We start from the raw sequence: 18,606 nt of genomic DNA, 5'->3' as shown, positions 1-18,606 counted from the left end.
GCGCGGGTGTGCCCGCGGGTACCGGGTGCCGGGTACTTCCGGGCACACCCCTTGACGCGGTCGCGGACCGGCGGCGACAGTGGACGGCCTCGCAGGTCGTGGACGGCCCCGTTCCCCTCAGGAAGCGAGATCCCATGCGCACCGTCAAGCGGCTCACCGCCGTGCTGGCAACGTTGTCATTCCTCGCCTCGGCCGCTCCGGCGCACGCCGAGGAGACCTGGACCACCGTCTTCCAAGACGACTTCGACGGCGCCGCCGGCACCGGGCTGAACACCCAGGACTGGCTCTACGACAAGGGAACCGGTTACCCGGGCGGCGCGGCGAACTGGGGCACCGGCGAAATCGAGACCGCGACCGACTCGACCGAGAACGTCTACCACGACGGACAGGGTCACCTGGCGATCAAGCCGCTGCGCGACGCCGCCGGCAACTGGACCTCCGGCCGCATCGAGACCCAGCGCACCGACTTCGCCGCCCCCGAAGGCGGTCAGCTCGAGATCAGCGCGACGCTGAAGCAGCCCTCCCCCGCCAGCGGGCTCGGCTACTGGCCCGCGTTCTGGGCGATGGGCGCGGACGCCCGCCCGGTCGGCGCGACGAACTGGCCGAGCATCGGCGAGCTCGACATCATGGAGGACGTCAACGCGCTGAGCAAGCACTCCACGACATTCCACTGTGGACAATGGCAGGGCGAGTGCCACGACCCCGACGGCATCACCAGCGACCTGCAGGACTGCCCCGGCTGCCAGGACGGCTACCACACCTACTCCGTCGTCGTGGACCGCCGGGACGCGAACGCCGAAGAGCTGCGCTTCGCCCTCGACGGCACGCAGACGTTCGCGGTGAAGCAGAACCAGGTGTCCGCCGAGACCTGGAAGGCCGCCGTCGACCACGGGTTCTTCGTCATCTTCGACGTCGCCATCGGCGGCTCGTACCCGAACAAGGTCTGCGGCTGCACGAGCCCGTCCGCCGACATCACGCCGGGCGCCGAGATGAGCGTCGACTCCCTGTCGGTCCGGACCAGCCAGGGCTGACAGTAGGCTGGGCGCCATGAAGCACGCCGTCCTCGCGTCACCGATCGGACCGCTGACCCTGGTCGGCGACGGCGCCGCGCTGATCGGCCTGTACTTCGACGGCCACCTGCGCACGCCCCGGATCACCGACCTCGGTCCCCGGGACGACCACGGCTTCGAGCACGCCGGGCGGCAGCTCGGCGAATACTTCGCGGGCACGCGGCGCGAGTTCGACCTCGAGCTCGCGCCGCGCGGCTCCGCGTTCGAGAAGCAGGTCTGGGCCCTGCTCACCAAGATCCCGTACGGCGAGACCCGCACGTACGGGCAATTGGCCGCCGAGCTGGGCGATCCCGGCGCCGCGCAGGCGGTCGGGAACGCCAACGGCTGGAACCCGATCAGCGTCGTCGTGCCCTGCCACCGCGTGGTCGGCACGAGCGGCGGCCTGACCGGGTACGCCGGCGGCCTCGACCGCAAGCGGTTCCTCCTGAGCCTGGAAGAACCGCCCGCGGCCGAGGTCGGCCGGTTGTTCTAGCCGACGGCGCAGGTCACGGTCGGCGCCGTCAGGTTCCCGCCGTGCTGCACGGTGAACCCGATGACGTTGCCGCTGCCGTTGGGCCGGGCGGTCAGCACGTACCCGGTGCTGTCCCAGGTGCCCGTGTAGTTCCAGCTGCCGATGACCTTCTGGGGCGCCTGGAAGGTGATCGTGAGGACCCAGTTGTTCGAGCCGGTCACCGTCACCTGGCCGTTGAAGCCGACGTTCCACTCCGCCGTCTTGAGGTACGTCCCGGTGCACCCGCCCGGCGGCGGGGTCGTGGTCGTCGGCGGCGGCGTGGTGGTGGGCGTGGTCGGCGTGGTGGTCGGCGGCGGGGTGGTGCCGCCGTTCAGCGCGTCGAGCACCGCGGTGTAGGCGGCCTTCTTCTGGCCGTTGCCGTCGAACAGCAGCGGCGTGCCGGACGCCCGCCACGAGTCGGTGTCCCGGATGCCCCACACGGTCATCCCGGCGCACCGCGTCACCGCGAGGCAGGCGTTCGTGACCGTGCGGTAGTTGTCCGCCTGCGTGGTGCCCGACCCTTCGATGTCCAGCTCGGTTATCTGCACCTCGACGCCGAGGTCGGCGAAGTTCTGCAGCGTCGTCCGGTAGTTCGACGGCACCGGGCTGTTCGGGTTGAAGTGCGACTGGAAGCCGACGCAGTCGATCGGGACGCCGCGGGACTTGAAGTCCTGCACCATCCGGTACACGGCCTGGGTCTTCGCCTGGGTCCAGTCGTCGGTGTTGTAGTCGTTGTAGCAGAGCTTCGCGCCCGGGTCGGCCGCCCGCGCGGCGCGGAACGCCGCCTCGATCCAGTCGTCCCCGGTGCGCTGCAGGTTCGAATCGCGCCGGGCACCCGAACCGCCGTCCGCGAAGGCCTCGTTGACGACGTCCCAGGCGTAGATCTTGCCGCGGTAGTGGGTCGCGACCTGGGTGATGTGGTTCAGGATCGCCGAGCGCAGCGCGGATCCCTCCATGCCCTGCATCCAGCCCGGCTGCTGGCTGTACCACGCCAGCGTGTGCCCGCGCATCCGGGCGCCCTGGCTCGTCGCCTGGCTGACGATCCGGTCGGCGTTGCCGTACGAGAACTGGCCCTGCGCGGGCTCGGTCGCGTCGATCTTCATCTCGTTCTCCGGCGTGATCATGGAGAACTCGCGGCTCAGGATTCCGGTGTAGACGCTGTCCGAGAGCTTGCCCGCCGAGACCGCGGTGCCGAAGTACCGGCCGGTCCCGCTCGCCGCGCTGCCGAGCGTGCTGCCCGCCGGCGGCGGAGAGGTGGTCGTCGTCGTCGAGGTACCGCCGCTGTTCAGGCCGAGGAACGCGATCGCGTACGCCACCATCCCGTTCTGCGGCAGCGAATGCCCGGCGCCCTGCACGCTGATGCCCTCGACCGGCGCCTGGACGCCGGTGCCGCCGTAGCGCGTGCGCGTCCAGCCGGACTGCGGGGCGTCACTCGACGACGGCGTCTGGCTCACGCCCTGCAGGTTCGTCCACTGCTTGATCTCCTCGCCGAAGTTCGGGTAGCGCAAGGTGTCGTCGGCGGTGCCGTGCCACAGCTGCATCCGCGGGAACGGGCCGCTGCGCCCGCCGCTCATCTGCCGGGCCTGATCGCCCCACTGCTGCGCGGTCTTGCTGAGCTGGCCGTTCGCGCACTGGCTGTTCCAGCTCGACCCGTCGGTGGTGGCGAAGCAGCCGGCGGGCACGCCCATGAACGCCGAGCCGGCCGCGAACACGTCCGGGTACTCCGCGGCGAGCACGTTCGTCATCATCGCGCCCGAGGAGAACCCGGTGACGAAGACCCGGGCGGGGTCGACGTTGTAGCGCTGCTTGGCCCAGTTCACCATCGACAGGATGCCGACCGGGTCGCTGCCACCGCCCCGGGTCAGCGCCTGCGGCGACGAGACGTCGAAGCACTGGCCGCTGCGGGTGGCTTCCGGGAAGACGATGACGTACCCGTACTGGTCGGCCGCGGTGACGTAGTCGCGGGCGTAGCCGTTGAACACCGCGGACGCCGAGCCGGTGCAGTAGTGGACCGCGACCAGCAGCGCCGGCTTGGCCGCCAGCCGGTCCGGGACGTAGGTGTACATGTTGAGGTTGCTGGGATTGCTGCCGAAATCGGTGACGCGCGTCAAGGTGGCCGCCGACGCGGGCTGCGCCGAGATCACCAGCACGATGGCGGCGGCGATCGACAGCGCGGCGGCGAGGAGGGCGGTGAAGAGTCTTCGCACTCGACGAATCCTTTCCGGGGGACGGGGCGCAGCTGTGACGATCGTTCGTTCGCCGTCCGGGACCGGTCAACGATTATCGGAATGTTTCGCGGTCTTTCGAACTGCCGGAGAGCGGGACTGCTGCGAGGATTCCGGCATGACCGAGCTGCTCCTGGGACCGCTGCTGCGGCACGTGAACGCCGACTCCGCGACGATCTGGGTGGAGACGGACGGCCCGTGCGAAGTCGGGGTCGCCGAGGCGGCCGCGCGGACGTTCGAGGTCGCCGGGCACCACTACGCCCTCGTCGTGCTGACCGGCCTGGAACCGGGGCGGAGCACACCGTACGAAGTGCGGCTCGACGGCGAACTCGTCTGGCCCGAACCCGACAGCACGCTGCCACCCAGCCGGATCCGGACGCTGAGACCCGGCGATCCGCGGTTCCGCTTGGTCTTCGGCTCCTGCCGCAAGCCGCGGGAGCAGGACGCATTGGGCCCGGACGCGCTCGCCGCGTACGCCCACCGGATGGCCGGGCTCGACGAGGCCGAATGGCCGGAATCGCTGCTCCTGCTGGGCGATCAGGTCTACGCCGACGAAACCACCGACGCGACGCGGGAATGGCTCGCGAAGCGGCGCGACACCGGCAAGCCGCCGGGGAACGAGGTCGCCGACTTCGAGGAGTACTGCCACCTGTACTCCGAAGCCTGGTGCGACCCGGCGGTGCGCTGGCTGCTCTCGACCGTGCCGACGTCGATGATCTTCGACGACCACGACGTCCGCGACGACTGGAACACCTCGCAGGCCTGGCGCGAGGAGATGGCCGCGACGTCGTGGTGGCCGGAGCGGATCCGCGGGGCGCTGGTCTCCTACTGGGTCTACCAGCACCTGGGCAACCTCGGCCCGGACGAGCTCGCCGAGGACGACGTCTACCAGCAGGTGATCGATTCGGGCGAGGACAACGCCGGGCTGCTGCGCGAGTTCGCCGACCGCGCCGACGCCGAAGCCGACGGCGCCAAGGGCACGCGGTGGTCCTACCGGCGCGACTTCGGCCCGGTCCGGCTGCTGGTCATCGACTCGCGGGCCGGGCGGATCCTCGCCGGGGGCACCCGCTCGATGGTCGGTGAGGACGAGTTCCGCTGGATCGAGGAGCAGGCCTCCGGCGACTTCGAGCACCTGCTGATCGGCACGTCGCTGCCGTGGCTGCTGCCGACCGCGCTGTCGGCCGCGCAGTCGGTCAACGAGCGGCTCTGCGCCCGGCCGGGGGTGGTCGGCCGGGTCAGCGAGTGGTTCCGGCAGCTCGCCGACCTGGAGCACTGGCCGGCGTTCCGCGACTCGTTCGACCGGCTGGCGACGCTCATCACCGGCGTCGCGGACCGGGGCGTCGCGTCGGTGAACGTGCTCTCGGGCGACGTCCACCACGCGTACGTCGCGCGGGCCGACCTGCCGGGGGCGCCGGTGCACCAGCTGACCTGCTCGCCGGTGCACAACACCGTGCCCTGGTACATGAACCGGCTGTTCCGCGCCGGCTGGGCACGCGGGCTGACCCGGCTGAGCGATGGGCTGGCCCGCCGCATCGGTGTTCCGCCCGCGCCGCTGACCTGGAGCTGCGTGTCGGGACCGCACTTCGGCAACGCCGTGATGACCCTCGACGTCGACGGGCGCGAAGCCACCGCCACGCTGCTGCGGCCCGAGGCGGAGGGGAAGCCCGTCCCGCTCACCCGAGGGTGGGTGCGGCGCGGCCACCCAGGTCCCGCCGATCGGCGTTAGCCTCGGATCATGCCCGGTGAGAACCCGCTCGGAGAATTCCTCCGGGCCCGCCGCGAACAGGTGGGCCCCGAGCAGCTCGGCCTGCCCGCGGGCGGGCCGCGCCGGGTCGCGGGGCTGCGCCGCGAAGAGGTCGCGGTGCTCGCCGGGGTCAGCACCGACTACTACATCCGGCTCGAACAGGGCCGGGAGCGCAACCCGTCGGCGCAGGTCCTCGACGCGCTCGCGCACGGGCTGGCCCTCGACGAGGACGCCACCGCCCACCTGCACCGGCTGGCTCAGCCGGCGCCGAAACGCCGGCGCCCGCAGCGGCGGGAGCAGGTCAGCCCGAACCTGCTGCGCCTGCTGGACGGCTGGCCGGACACGCCCGCGCTGGTGCTCGGCCGCTGCCTGGAGGTGCTCGCGCACAACGCGCTGGGCCAGGCGCTGTTCGCCGGGCACACGCACAGCGGCGACCTGGTCCGGCTGGTGTTCCTCGACCCGGACGCACGCGAGTTCTACCCGGACTGGGAGCGCGTCGCCGTCAACACGGTCGGCGGCCTGCGGGTGGCGGCCGGGATCGACCCGGACGACCCGCGGCTGATCGAAACGGTCGGCGAGCTGTCGGTCAAGAGCGCGGACTTCCGCCGGTTGTGGGCCCGCCACGACATCCGGCAGAAGACGCGCGAAACCAAGCGGTTCCACCACCGGCTGGTCGGCGAGCTCGTGCTGAGCTACGAGGCGCTGACCGTCAACAGCGCGCCCGGCCAGCAGCTGGTCGTCTACCAGGCCGAGCCGGGCAGCCCGTCGGAAGCGGCACTCGCCCTCCTGGGCAGCCTCGCCGCTTCCTGAAACACCCTTTCCGAAATCCACAATGGACGGAGTACTTCGTCGTGCCCGAAAACCCGGTCTGGTTCATCACCGGCTGCTCCAGCGGCCTCGGCCGCGCCCTGGCCGAAGCCGTGCTCAACCGCGGCCGACCGGCCGTCGTCACCGCCCGCGACCCGGCGAGCGTCGCCGACCTCGTCGCGGCCCACGGCGACCGCGCGCTGGCCCTGCCGCTCGACGTCACCGACCACGCCCAGGTCACCGCCGCCGTCGAGCGGGCCGAAGCGACGTTCGGCCGGATCGACGTCCTCGTGAACAACGCCGGCTACGGCTACCTCGCCGCGGTCGAAGAAGGCGAAGACGAGGAGATCCGGAAGCTGTTCGACACCAACGTGTTCGGCCTCGCCGACGTCACCCGCGCGGTGCTGCCCGGCATGCGGGCCCGCCGCAGCGGGCACGTCGTGACCGTGTCGTCGCTCGGCGGCCTGGCCGCCTTCGGCGCCACCGGTTACTACCACGCGACGAAGTTCGCCGTGGAGGGGTTGTCGGAGTCGCTGGCCGCGGAAGTGGCGCCACTGGGCATCAAGGTGACCATCGTGGAGCCCGCGGCGTTCCGCACCAACTGGTCCGGCCCGTCGATGCGGCAGTCGGCGATCCGCATCGACGACTACGCCGAGACGGCCGGGGCGCGCCGGGCGGCGACCACGGCGACGTACGGCCACCAGCCGGGCGACCCGGTCCGCGCGGCCGAAGCGATCCTCACCGCCGTCGGCGCCGCCGAACCCCCGCTGCGGCTCCTGCTCGGCGAAGCCGCCTACACCATCGCGACGGCCCGGCTCGAAACCCTCAAGTCCACTTTCGACACCTGGCGCGAGACCACCCTCGGCGCCGACTTCCCCGGAGAGGAAACCGCATGAAGACCGTGCTCATCACCGGAGCCAGCAGCGGCATCGGGCACGCCACCGCGCTGCGCCTGGCCCGCGAAGGCCACCACGTCGTACTCGGCGCCCGGCGCGAAGACCGCTTGACCGCGCTGGCGAAGGAGATCCACGACGCCGGCGGCACCGCCGACGTGCACCGCCTGGACGTCACCGACCGCGCCGAGGTCGCCGCGTTCGCCGACGCCGCCGTCGAAGCGCACGGACGGCTCGACGTCTTCGTCGCCAACGCGGGCGTGATGCCGTTGTCGCGGTTGGACTCCCTGCACGTCGAGGAGTGGGACCGGATGATCGACGTGAACATCCGGGGCCTGCTGCACGGGATCGCGGCGGCCCTGCCGCACTTCCGGCGCCAAGGCGGCGGGCACTTCGTGACAATCGCCTCCACCGGCGCGCACGAAGTGGTGCCGACGGCCGCGGTCTACTGCGGCACCAAGTACGCGGCACGGGCGATCACCGAAGGCCTGCGCCTCGAAGCCGATCCCGGCATCCGCGTCACGACGGTCTCCCCCGGCGTCGTCGGGTCCGAACTGGCCGACACCATCACCGAACCGGGCGCGCGGGAGGCGATGCGCACCTACCGCGCGGTGACGATGGCGCCGGACACCATCGCCGGCGCGATCTCCTACGCGATCGGGCAGCCGGACGGCGTCGACGTCAACGAGATCGTCGTGCGGCCGACCGCGCAGCGGTGATCAGCGCTCCAGCTCGGCGATGACCCGCGGGATCTCCGCGACGAGCTCCCGCGCCAGCAGGCCGGTGCTGCCGGTGGCCGGGATCAGCCGCTGGCCGGCCACGGCGTGGACGTGCGTCGCCCAGCAGGCGGCCTGGTCGAGGCCGGCGCCCCGGGCGAGGAACCCGCCGGTCAGCCCGGCCAGCACGTCCCCGCTGCCGGACGTCGCGAGCCCGACGTGGCCGCTGCCGTCCCGCCAGGTGCGGCCGTCGGGAGCGGCGACCACACCCATGAGCAGCACCACCCCGCGGTAGCGGCGGGCGATCCGCACCGCCGTCTCCAGGTCGTCGACGTCCTTTTCCTCGCAGCCGTCCAGGAAGGCCGCTTCGACCCGGTTCGGCGTGAGGAGAAGCCGGTCCGCCAGCGGCTCGGCCAGCTCCGGCGCCCGGCTCAGCGCGCCGAGCGCGAACGCGTCGAGCACCACCCGCGCGTCCGGGGCGATGGCGGGAACCAGCCGCCGCAGCAGCTGTTCGGTCTCCTCGGCGCCGGTCAGGCCGGGTCCGACCACGACGGACCCGGCGCCCGGGAGGACGTCGGCCAGCTGCTCGGCCGCGTCGGCGGCGATCGCGCCCGAAGCGGTTTCGGGCAGCCCGATCACCGAAGCCTCGGGCACCGCGACGCCGAGCGCGCTCGCGTGGCGTTCGGCGACCGCCAGCTGGAGCGTGCCCGCCCCGGCGCGCAGGGCGGCGGTGCCGGACAACCCGGGCGCGCCCGGCACGGTCCGTGCACCGCCGACGACGAGCACCGTGCCGCGGTCGCCGGTGCCGATCCGCCGGTCCCGCACCAGGGCCGGGCTGATCGGCACCGGCTCAGGAAAGCTGTCGCGCGGCATCGTCGTCCGCCGTCGGCGGGGTGTCGGTGGCGTGCAGGTGGCCGACCTCCTGGGCGAGCACCATGGTGAACCCGCCGTCGCGGTCGCGCTCCCAGGACGTCACCGAGCCGTTGGGGACTTCGGTCGCGTCGGCGGCGCGGAGCAGGTCGGGCTCCGGCAGGCCTTCGAGGAGGTAGCGCAGCCCGAAGACGGTCATCTCGTGCGCCGCCAGCAGAACGCGCTTTCCGGCGTGCTCCGCGCTCAGCTCGTTCAGCAGGGAACGCAGCCGCAGCACGACGTCGGCCCAGGACTCACCGCCCGGCGGGCGGTAGTAGAACTTGCCCAGCCGCCGCTTGCGCCGCAGTTCGTCGGGCCACCGCTCGCGGACGCCGTGGGAAGTCAGCAGATCCAGGACGCCCAGTTCGCGGTCGCGCAGCCGTTCGTCGGGCACGATCGGGATCCCGTGGGGCGTGGCCAGCCGGGCGGTGTCCCACGCGCGGCGGTAAGTGGACGTGACCACGAGATCCGGTGGGCGCTCGGCGAAGAACTCCCCCGCGGCCCCGGCCTGTTCCCGGCCCAGTTCCGTCAGCGGGACGTCGGCGTCGCGCTCGGCGATGTCGATCACGTCCGCCCCGGCCGACTCCGCTTCTTCCCGGGCCACGTTCCCGGTGCTCTGCCCGTGCCGCAGCACGGCCACCCACTCCAAGTCGACGCTCACGACCGGATGACTACCCCGGGAAACCCGCCGCCGAAACCCGGGATGGTTAGGCCCGCGAAGGGGTGACGGATAGGGTCCTTCCATGTCGCGAAGTCTCGACGCCCACGATCGGCTGCAGCAGCTGGAGACGATCATCGGCGCTCCGGCCGCCCACCTCGCGCTGGCCGAGGTGATCACCGAGACGTTGCAGCGCTTGCGCGAGGTCCTGGCCGTCGACACGGCGACCGTGCTGCGCTACCAGCCCAGCGGCCGTCAGCTCGTGGCGTTCGCGGCGGCCGGCATCGAAGAGGAGGTCCACCAGGGTGTGCGTGTGCCGGTGGGGCAGGGGTTCGCCGGCCGGGTCGCGCTCGAGCGGGTCCCGGTGCTCCTCGACCACATCGACGAAACCACCGTCGTGAACTCCCTGCTGTGGGAACGGGGACTGCAGTCGATGCTCGGCGTGCCCATGCTCGCCGGCAGCGAGCTCGTCGGGGTGCTGCACGTCGGATCGGTCGGGCAACGGCAGTTCGGCGAGCCCGAAGTGGCCATGATGCAGCTGCTCGCCGACCGCCTCGCGACGGCGATCCAGGTGGAAGCCCGGGAAGAGAACCGCAGCGCGACCATGGCGCTGCAGCGCAGCCTGCTGCCGAGCACCCTGCCCGAGGTGCCGGGCCTCGCCTTCGGCGCCCGGTACGTCCCCGGCGCGGAAACCGGCCTCGGCGGCGACTGGTACGACCTGTTCACCCTCCCGGGCGACCGGATCGGCGTCGTGATGGGTGACGTCTCGGGCCACGGCCTCGACGCGGCCGTGATCATGGGACGGCTGCGCAGCGCCCTGCGCGCCTACGCCCTCGACTGCGAGAGCCCGGCCGAGGTGCTCGCCAAGCTCGACCGCAAGGCCAACCACTTCGAGCACGGGGCGATGGCCACGGTGGCCTACGGGATCATCGGCCCCGGCCGCGAAGCCGTGACGCTGTCGCTGGCCGGGCACCTGCCCCCGGTGCTGGCCGTACCGGGTGAACCGGGCCGGCTGGTGGACGTGCCGCCAGACCCCCCGATCGGGCTGACGATCGGCGAGCCCGAACGGCGGACAGCCGTGATCGGCCTGCCGCCGGGCAGCGTGCTGGCGTTCTACACCGACGGGTTGGTGGAACGCCGGGACCGGCCGGTGGACACCGGCATGCGGGTGCTGGCGGACACCGTGCGGGCCGGGGAGCCCGAGCGGCTCTGCGCGCAGGTCATGGCCGTGCTGATCGGCGGCCAGGCGGCCCAGGACGACGTCGCCCTGCTGGCCATCCAGCGCGTGGCCGTCCCGGCCGGCTGAAGCGCGACCGGGACGACGCGGGTCAGGACCCGGCCAGTGCCGCTTCCCGGGTCGGGAACAGCGAGAGGCTGTCCTCGAGTCCGGTCAGCTGGATCGGGCGCAGGGTGGCCCGGCCGGACGCGACGATCCGCACCGAAGTACCCGCGGCGGCGTTGCGGTGGATCATCAGCAAGGCCGTCAAGCCCGGGGAAGCGAGGAATTCGACGCGGGTCAGGTCGACCACGAACACCGGCGGTCCCGCCGCCAGCACCTCGTCCGCGGCCGTCACGAGCGCGGGCGCCGTGGTCGTGTCCACGTCCCCGGAGACCTCGAGGACGACGGCACCATCCTGGTCCGTCCGGGCGATGCCGAATTCCCCGAACGACACGGCGGCCGACGCGGTTCCGGTATGGGTGTGCTCCGTCATGGGACGTACTCCTGCCTTCGGCAACGCCACCGGGGTGTCCGGCGGGCGTGCGTGATCACGAAGGCTGTCTGCTCAACCGGTGTCAATCATGCCCGTCCGCGCGCCACTCCGCCGCGCCAGTGCCCGGTCGGCTTTCGGGCAAGCCCGCGAACAGGCAAGATGGGCGCCATGGCCGAAAGAGACGTGACCGGGGACGCACTCGGCGACACGATCGGTCCGGCGGGATCGGTGGTGCTGGAGGACCGCGAAGGCACCGCGGTGCTGCGCGTCGAAGGCGCGCTCGACCTCGCGCTGGCACCGAAACTCCGCCAATTGGCCGAACGTGCGACCCGGTCGCGCCCCGCGCTGCTCGTCATCGACCTCACCGGCGTCACCTTCCTGGCGTCGGCGGGCATGGCCGAGCTCGTCCGCGCGCACCGCGGGCAGACCGCGGCCGCCCCGCTGCGGGTGGTCGCCAGCGGCCGCATCACCTTGCGCCCGCTCGAACTGACCCGGCTGACCGACGAACTCGTCATCTACCCCTCACTGTCCGAAGCACTGGCGCGCTGATGCCGTCCGGTGCGCGGTCCGAAGCCGTGCTGGAAGCCGTGCGCCGCGCGTTCGTCGGCGGCTCCCCGGCCGCCACCGGGATCCGGCCGCTCTGCCCCGCCGAAGCGCGCGCGGTGCTGGGCGGCCGGGCCGCGGTGGCCGTGACCGACCGCGCGGTGCTGGCGGATCTGCTGCCCGGCGAAGAGATCACGCGGGCGATCGCCGTCGCCGACGGCGACCACGGCACAGTGGTCTATACCACCGAGCGCGTCGGGGACCTGCCCGCGCTCGTCGCCGCCGCCGTCGAAGCCGCCACCGCGGACCTGGCCGCCACCGTCCGGCGGCTGCGGGGTGAAGCCGTGGTGCTCGACGCGCTGCACTCCACCGGCCGCGAGCTCACCGCCCAGCTCGACATCGACCGCATCGTGCAGGACGCGACCGACGCCGCCACGAAGGCGACCGGAGCCGGCTTCGGCGCGTTCTTCTACAACCTGGTCGACGAGTTCGGCGAGTCCTACACGCTGTACACGATTTCGGGCGTGCCGCGGGAGAAGTTCACGCGCTTCCCGATGCCGCGCAACACCGAAGTCTTCGCGCCGACGTTCGACGGCGCCGGCACCGTGCGCAGCCCCGACATCACGAAGGACGCGCGGTTCGGGAAGAACGCGCCGTACCACGGGATGCCGGCGGGGCACCTGCCCGTGTGCAGCTACCTGGCGGTTCCGGCGCTCAGCCCGACCACCGGCGAGGTGCTGGGCGGGTTCTTCTTCGGCCACCCCGAACCGGACCGGTTCACCGCCCGGCACGAGTACCTCGCCGAAGGCATCGCCGCGTACGCGGCCATCGCGCTCGACAACGCCCGCCTCTACGAACGCGAGCGCACGCTGGCCACCGAGCTGTCCCGCAGCATGCTGCCGGTCGCCCCGCCCACGCCGGGACTCGACGTGTTCACCCGCTACCTGCCGGCGGTCACCGGCACCAAGGTGGGCGGCGACTGGTTCGACGTGATCCGGCTGCCCTCCGGCGGGACGGCGTTCGTCATCGGCGACGTCGTCGGCCACGGCATCACGGCCGCGACGGTGATGGGCCAGGTCCGGACCGCGATCCGCTGCTACGCCCGGCTCGAGCTGCCGCCGTCGGAGGTCCTGCGCCACGTCTCCGACCTCACCGCCGGGCTGTTCGGCGAGAGCTTCGTGACTTGTTTCTACGCGGTCCACCGGCCGGCCGACGGCACGCTGACCTACGCGAACGCCGGCCACCTGCCCGCGATCCTGATCCGCCCGGGCGAGCCGCCCGAGCAGATCGGCGAGGCACTGGCGCAGCCGCTCGGCGTCGGGTCGGCCTTCCCCCAGCGCTCCACCGGGTTCCCGCCCGGCGCGGATCTGGTGCTCTACACCGACGGCCTCGTCGAGAGCCGCACCCGCGACCTCACGCTCGGCATCGAATGGCTGCTGGCGGGTATCCCCGCCCTGCTGGCCGCGGCCGACCTCCAAACGGCGTGGGACAAGCTCGTCCAGGAACTGACGCGCGGACGGCACGACGACGACATCGCGGTCGTCCACGTGCGCCACCGCGGAGAGGACACCCCGTGACGGACCCCCTCCCCCCGGGAGCCCCCGCCCCCGCGGCGTCGTTCCACCGGCGAACCCCCGCGATCGCCGGCCGCCTGCCGGACCTGCGCGAGGCGCTGACCGAGTGGCTGCGCGCGCTCGGCCTGAGCGAGGAACGGCAGGAGGACATCGTGCTGGCCGGGTACGAGGCGATGGCCAACTCGGCCGAACACGCCTACCGCGACCGCGAGCTGGGCCCGATCGACGTCTGGGCCGAAGCACTGGCCGGGCGGCTGACGGTGACGGTCACGGACTACGGCACCTGGCGGCCACCGGCGGCGACGAACGGGCTGCGGGGCCGTGGCCTGCTGCTGATCGACTCGCTCGCCGACCAGAGCGCGAAGGTGCACCGGGAGGACGGCACGACGGTCACGATGACCTGGTTGCTCGACGGGGGCTGAGGGGGCACCGGCCGGCCGAAGCCCCGTCGGCCACGCTGCGACCCACCTCACCCGCGACCGGCCCACCCGGACGCGTCAACTCGTACCCAGCTGGGCATACCCCGGTCGAGTAGGCTCGTCCAGGGCCGCGTGAACCGGGAGAGTGATGAGCGTCGGTGAAGAATCCGGCCACCGCGCCGTGTTTCCCGGGACCAGCCGGATGGCCGCCCGGATGCGGGACTTCGGCTGGGCCTCCTCCCCGCTGGGCGACCCGGCGGGCTGGCCGGCGAGCCTGACGACGGCGGTCCGCATCTGCCTCACCTCGCGCTTCCCCATGATCGTCTGGTGGGGACCGGAGCTGCGGTTCCTCTACAACGACGCCTACCTGCCGCTGCTCGGCACCAAGCACCCCGCGCTCGACAAGCCCGGCGCGCGGGTCTGGGACGAGATCTGGCACATCATCGGCCCGATGCTCGACAGCGTGATGACCACCGGCGAGGCGACCTGGTCCGAAGACCTGCTGCTGCCGATGAACCGGCACGGCTACTGGGAAGAGACGTACTGGACGTACTCCTACAGCCCGGTGCACGACGACGAGGGCGCGGTCCGCGGGGTCTTCACCGCGGTCACCGAGACGACCGAGCGCGTGATCGGCGAGCGCCGGATGGCGACGCTGCGCGAGCTGGGCGCCCAGGCCGGGGGCGTCCGCACCGTCGGTGAGGCCTGCGCGCTGGTCGCCACCGTGCTGGGGCGGGCCGGCGCCGACGTCCCGTACGCCGCCGTTCACGTCCGCGGCGAAGACGGCGAGCTCGAGCGGATCGCGGTCACCGACGGCGGTGGGGGAACGGGCCGTCCGGCCGACTGGCCGCTCGAGGAAGTGCTCGCCGACGGGGTGCCGCGGACGGTGTCGGACGCGGCAGTCGGCGAGCTGCCGTCCGGCGGCTGGTCCACGCCGCCGACCGAGGCCGTGGTGCTGCCGCTGCTGGGCGACCACGGGAACGCCGCGATCGGGGTGATCGTGCTCGCGGCGAGCGCCGGGCGCGCGCTCGACGAGTCCTACCGGACGTTCCTGGGCCTGGTCGCCCAGCAGACGGCGGCCCTGATCAACGGCGCGATCGCCTACCGGCTGCAGCAGCAGCGGGCCGAGGAGCTGACCGCGCTGGACGCGGCGAAGACGACGTTCTTCGCCAACATCAGCCACGAGTTCCGCACCCCGCTCACGCTGATCCTGAGCCCGGCCGCCGAACTGCGGGACGCGCTGGACGAAGCCGACGAGCGGATCCGCGAAGAGGTGGCCGTCATCCACCGCAACGCGCTGCGGCTGGGCCGGCTGGTGAACAACCTGCTCGACTTCTCCCGGATCGAGGCCGGCCGGATGCAGGCCCGGTTCGAGCCGGTGGACCTGGCGGCGTTCACCGCGGAGCTGGCGAGCCTCTTCCGCGCCGCGGCCGAACGGGCGGGGCTCGCGTTCGAAGTGGACTGCCGCCCGATCGGCGAGCCGGTGCACGTCGACCGCGGGATGTGGGAGAAGGTCGTCTTCAACCTGCTGTCCAACGCGGTCAAGTTCACCTTCGAGGGCGCGATCCGCATGACGGCCGCCCTCGACGGCGAGCACGCCGTGGTCGCCGTGTCCGACACCGGGACCGGCATCGACGCCGCCGAGCTGCCGCGCCTGTTCGAGCGGTTCCACCGGATCCCGTCGGCGCGGGCCCGCTCGAACGAGGGCAGCGGGATCGGCTTGGCGCTGGTGCGCGAGCTGATCGGCATGCACGGCGGCACCATCGACGTCGAGAGCGAGCCCGGCGCCGGGACGACGTTCCGGATCCGGCTGCCGCTGGGCACCCGGCACCTGCCTGCCGACCAGCTCGCCGCGGAACAGATGGTGGCCGGTATCGCCACCGAGACCGCGGAACCGTACGTGCAGGAAGCGCTGCGGTGGCTGCCCGACGCGGACCGGAGCGCGACGCCCGCGCCGGCCGCGGCGACCGGCGCCCGCGTGCTGATCGCCGACGACAACGCCGACATGCGCGACTACCTCGTGCGGCTGCTGCGGGACGACTACGCGGTCACGTCCGTGCGGGACGGCGTCGAGGCGTTCGAAGCCGCGTCCGCCGAGCCGCCCGAGCTGATCATCAGCGACGTGATGATGCCCCGGCTGGACGGCCTCGGCCTGCTCGCCGAGCTGCGGGGCGATCCGCGCACCGCCGCCGTGCCGGTGCTGCTGCTCTCGGCGAGGGCCGGGCAGGAGGCCGCCGTCGACGGGCTGGCCGCCGGGGCCGACGACTACCTCGTGAAGCCGTTCTCGGCGCGGGAGCTGCTCGCCCGCGTCCGCACGACCATCCAGCTGGCGCGGCTGCGGTCGCAGCACGCCCGGTGGCGCGCGGCGCTGATCGAGTCCCTGCAGGAGGGTTTCTTCGTCAGCGACGCCGAGGGGCGGATCGTCGAGATCAACGCGGCGTTCACCGAAGTGCTGGGCGCCGGCCCGGAGGGACTGCCCTACCGCGAGCCGTTCCCGTGGTGGCCGGACCCCGACGCCGATCCCGAAGCCCACCGCCAGGTCGCCGAAGCCTTCGCCGGGGTCCGGGACTCGCCGGCGGGCAGCTTCGTCGCGCCGCTGCGGCACAGCGACGGGCACCGGGTGTGGGCCGCGATCGCCTACAACGCGCTGCACGACGACGAGGGCCGACGCCGGCTCGTCGGCACGGTCCGGGACGTCACGGCCGAGCGCTACGCCGTGCAGCGCGAGAACGCGCTCGCCGCGATGAACCAGCGCCTCACCGGGGTCAGCGGGGTGCCGGAGGTGCTCCGCGTCGCGCTCGAGCTGGTGCGCGAGCTGTGGTCGGCCGAGCGAGTCCTCACGGTGACCTGGCCGCGGGACGGCGTCCCGGAGCTCACCTCGACCGACCCCCGCGACCACGGCTGGACCGGTCTCGCCGCGCCGCTGCGCGAGACGCTCGACCGGCTCCGCTCGCTCCCGGCGCTGCACACGACGGCGGTGGACGGCGGGGCCGGCACCTCCGTCGACCACCCCGGCGGCCGGCTGACGCTCTGGGTCGAGCCCGCGCGGGGCCGCATCCTCGGCACCGAAGACCGGACGCTGCTGGCGCTGCTGGCCGGGACGCTCGCGCACGCCCTGCGCCGCGCGCACCGCGACGACCGGCAGCGGGAGGTCGCGATCGCGCTGCAGCGCTCGATCCTCGGCCCGGCCCGGCTCCCCGACGGCTTCGCGGTGCGCTACGAGCCGGCGACCCCGCCCCTGGAGGTCGGCGGCGACTGGTACGACGTCATCGCGCTGGGCGGCGACCGGATCGGCATCGTCGTCGGCGACTGCGTCGGCCGGGGACTCACGGCGGCCGCGGTGATGGGGCAGTTGCGCAGCGCCTGCCGGGCGCTGCTGCTGGAGGCCAACGGCCCGGCGCACACCCTGAACACCCTCGACCGCTTCGCCGACCGGCTGCCGGGTGCCTTGTGCACCACCGTTTTCTGCGGGGTCCTCGACCCGGCCACCGGCGCGCTGACCTACAGCAGCGCCGGGCACCCGCCCGCGACCCTCGTGCACGGCGACGGCTCGTCGGAGTTCCTCGACGCGGGTGGCAGCGTGCCGCTCGCCGTGCGCGTCGAGGCGGAGCGGCCGGAAGCGACCGCGGTCGTCCCGGTCGGCTCGCTGCTGATGCTCTACACCGACGGGCTCGTCGAACGCCGCCGCGAATCCCTCGACGACGGCATCACCCGGGCCACCGAAGTGGCCCACGACGTGCGAGAGGCCGACTTGACCGACCTCGCGGCCACCCTGATGGGCCGGCTCCGGCCCGACGACGGCTACGAAGACGACGTCGCCCTGCTGCTCTACCGCCGGTCGGTGCCCCCGCTGACGCTCGACTTCGAGGCGCACCCGGACAGCCTCGCCTCGACCCGCACCTGGCTGCGCGCGTGGCTCGCCACCACGGAGCTGGAGACCGAACTCGCCCAGGACGTCCTCGTCGCGGCGGGCGAGGCGTGCGCCAACGCCGCCGAGCACGCCTACCCCGGCGCGACGGGCGGCATCGCGCACCTCACCGCCCGCTTCACCGGCTCCCACCTGGTCGTCGTGGTCACCGACGACGGCCGCTGGAAGCAGCCACCACCGGACAACCAGGTGCTGCGCGGCCGCGGCATGCCGATGATGGAAGCACTGGCCGACGCGGTCACCGTCCGGCACGATTCCGAAGGCACCACCGTCACGCTGGAATGGAGAATCGGTTCGTGACGACGGCTCTCACCCTGGTCGCCGGTCGGGGCGACGACGGCGACCGGACGTTGAGCGTCACCGGCGAAATCGACATGAGCAACGCCGCCGAGTTCGGCGCGGCCCTGGACCGCGAGCTGGCGGAGGGGACCGCGATCACCGTGGACCTCACCGGGGTGACCTACCTCGACAGCGCGGGCATCGCGGTGCTGTTCGACCGGACCGAGGCGCACGACCTGCGCCTGATCGCCCCGCGGCTGCTCGAACGCGTGCTGCGGGTGTCCGGTCTCGGCCAGGTCGCGAAGGTGACTGTCCGCTGAAGGGTTGACCCGCTCCGCACGGGGTACGTGACTCGAAGCGACGGTCGCGGGGTGGGTTGTCACGCCGGCCGGCGTGAGGTGGTTCCCGGCGCCAACCCACGACGTTCAGCAGCGAGCGCCGGGCCGGAACCACCGCTTCACCGCACTTCTCCCCGCGGGCCGGTCTCCGCGGTCCCACGCCGTGAACGACCCGTTCACCGCCTCCCACGTCAGGGGCCCGGCAAAGTCGCGTCGGTGCGGCCCGCAGCGGTGCGCCGGCGTCTTGAATGACTCATTCAGGACCTCCGAAGACCTGAATGAGTCATTCAAGACGTGGGCG

The 18,606-nt window shown here is 72.7% G+C and carries 16 protein-coding genes; 12 read left to right on the top strand and 4 right to left on the bottom strand.

All coding sequences use genetic code 11. The features are described from left to right. The first annotated feature begins 134 nt into the window (after positions 1-134). Together H4696_RS00850 and H4696_RS00845 are read left to right on the top strand one after the other, a co-directional pair. Positions 135-1,031 (top strand): glycoside hydrolase family 16 protein, encoded by an 897-nt coding sequence (locus H4696_RS00850; RefSeq protein ID WP_086861670.1) that lies wholly within the window; start codon positions 135-137, stop codon positions 1,029-1,031. A 16-nt stretch (positions 1,032-1,047) separates the two neighbouring features. Beyond that, a complete protein-coding gene (locus H4696_RS00845; RefSeq protein WP_086861671.1) occupies positions 1,048-1,542 on the top strand; it encodes a methylated-DNA--[protein]-cysteine S-methyltransferase in 495 nt (164 codons plus the stop codon). Here the strand turns inward: H4696_RS00845 and H4696_RS00840 are convergent. Beyond that, positions 1,539-3,767, bottom strand: a complete 2,229-nt coding sequence (locus H4696_RS00840) for an extracellular catalytic domain type 1 short-chain-length polyhydroxyalkanoate depolymerase (protein WP_086861672.1) — start codon at positions 3,765-3,767, stop codon at positions 1,539-1,541. The genes H4696_RS00845 and H4696_RS00840 overlap by 4 nt on opposite strands. Positions 3,768-3,903: 136 nt before the next feature. Here H4696_RS00840 and H4696_RS00835 point away from each other — a divergent pair, with 136 nt between their 5' ends. Genes H4696_RS00835 through H4696_RS00820 form a run of 4 tightly spaced genes read left to right on the top strand, consistent with a single transcriptional unit; the run spans position 3,904 to position 7,948 of the window. After that, a complete protein-coding gene (locus H4696_RS00835; protein WP_086861673.1) occupies positions 3,904-5,511 on the top strand; it encodes an alkaline phosphatase D family protein in 1,608 nt (535 codons plus the stop codon). Positions 5,512-5,520: 9 nt separating this feature from the next. Next, on the top strand, positions 5,521-6,339 hold the full coding sequence (locus tag H4696_RS00830; protein ID WP_086861674.1) for a helix-turn-helix transcriptional regulator: 819 nt from the start codon (positions 5,521-5,523) through the stop codon (positions 6,337-6,339). 41 nt (positions 6,340-6,380) lie between these two features. Next, entirely contained in the window at positions 6,381-7,232 is an 852-nt protein-coding gene (locus tag H4696_RS00825) for an oxidoreductase (RefSeq protein ID WP_086861675.1), read from the top strand. Beyond that, entirely contained in the window at positions 7,229-7,948 is a 720-nt protein-coding gene (locus tag H4696_RS00820; protein ID WP_086861676.1) for an SDR family oxidoreductase, read from the top strand. The genes H4696_RS00825 and H4696_RS00820 overlap by 4 nt, the downstream gene beginning before the upstream one ends. Here H4696_RS00820 and H4696_RS00815 read toward each other — a convergent pair whose 3' ends face one another. Then, positions 7,949-8,791: an NAD(P)H-hydrate dehydratase gene (locus H4696_RS00815; RefSeq protein WP_249027047.1), complete on the bottom strand. Its 843-nt coding sequence runs from the start codon at positions 8,789-8,791 to the stop codon at positions 7,949-7,951. 4 nt (positions 8,792-8,795) lie between these two features. Next, the gene (locus H4696_RS00810; protein ID WP_086861678.1) at positions 8,796-9,515 is read right to left on the bottom strand and encodes a histidine phosphatase family protein; all 720 of its coding nucleotides are present in this window, start codon (positions 9,513-9,515) and stop codon (positions 8,796-8,798) included. A gap of 82 nt (positions 9,516-9,597) precedes the next feature. On the opposite strand from H4696_RS00810, the gene H4696_RS00805 reads away from it, so the two are divergent. Further along, a complete protein-coding gene (locus H4696_RS00805; RefSeq protein WP_086861679.1) occupies positions 9,598-10,818 on the top strand; it encodes a PP2C family protein-serine/threonine phosphatase in 1,221 nt (406 codons plus the stop codon). A gap of 22 nt (positions 10,819-10,840) precedes the next feature. On the opposite strand, the gene H4696_RS00800 is transcribed toward H4696_RS00805, so the two are convergent. Further along, the gene (locus H4696_RS00800) at positions 10,841-11,224 is read right to left on the bottom strand and encodes an STAS domain-containing protein (RefSeq protein ID WP_086861680.1); all 384 of its coding nucleotides are present in this window, start codon (positions 11,222-11,224) and stop codon (positions 10,841-10,843) included. A 168-nt stretch (positions 11,225-11,392) separates the two neighbouring features. Between H4696_RS00800 and H4696_RS00795 the strand changes: the two genes are divergently transcribed. The 5 genes from H4696_RS00795 to H4696_RS00775 all read left to right on the top strand — a co-directional run bounded on the left by H4696_RS00795 (position 11,393) and on the right by H4696_RS00775 (position 18,287). Next, complete coding sequence (locus H4696_RS00795) at positions 11,393-11,773, top strand: STAS domain-containing protein (RefSeq protein WP_086861682.1); 381 nt, start codon at positions 11,393-11,395, stop codon at positions 11,771-11,773. Further along, positions 11,773-13,344 (top strand): PP2C family protein-serine/threonine phosphatase, encoded by a 1,572-nt coding sequence (locus H4696_RS00790; RefSeq protein WP_192781980.1) that lies wholly within the window; start codon positions 11,773-11,775, stop codon positions 13,342-13,344. The genes H4696_RS00795 and H4696_RS00790 overlap by 1 nt, the downstream gene beginning before the upstream one ends. Further along, positions 13,341-13,763 (top strand): ATP-binding protein, encoded by a 423-nt coding sequence (locus H4696_RS00785; RefSeq protein ID WP_192781979.1) that lies wholly within the window; start codon positions 13,341-13,343, stop codon positions 13,761-13,763. The genes H4696_RS00790 and H4696_RS00785 overlap by 4 nt, the downstream gene beginning before the upstream one ends. A gap of 145 nt (positions 13,764-13,908) precedes the next feature. Continuing rightward, positions 13,909-17,988: a SpoIIE family protein phosphatase gene (locus tag H4696_RS00780; protein WP_192781978.1), complete on the top strand. Its 4,080-nt coding sequence runs from the start codon at positions 13,909-13,911 to the stop codon at positions 17,986-17,988. Then, positions 17,985-18,287, top strand: coding sequence for an STAS domain-containing protein (locus tag H4696_RS00775; RefSeq protein ID WP_086864962.1), 303 nt, complete (start codon positions 17,985-17,987; stop codon positions 18,285-18,287). Before H4696_RS00780 ends, H4696_RS00775 begins: the two co-directional genes overlap by 4 nt. The last annotated feature ends 319 nt before the right edge of the window (positions 18,288-18,606 follow it).

Origin of the sequence: Amycolatopsis lexingtonensis (genome assembly GCF_014873755.1) — a bacterium.
In the GTDB taxonomy this organism is placed as follows: Bacteria; Actinomycetota; Actinomycetes; order Mycobacteriales; family Pseudonocardiaceae; genus Amycolatopsis; species Amycolatopsis lexingtonensis.
Note: the sequence above shows the minus strand (reverse complement) of the source record. Positions and strands in the feature narration are given on the sequence as shown.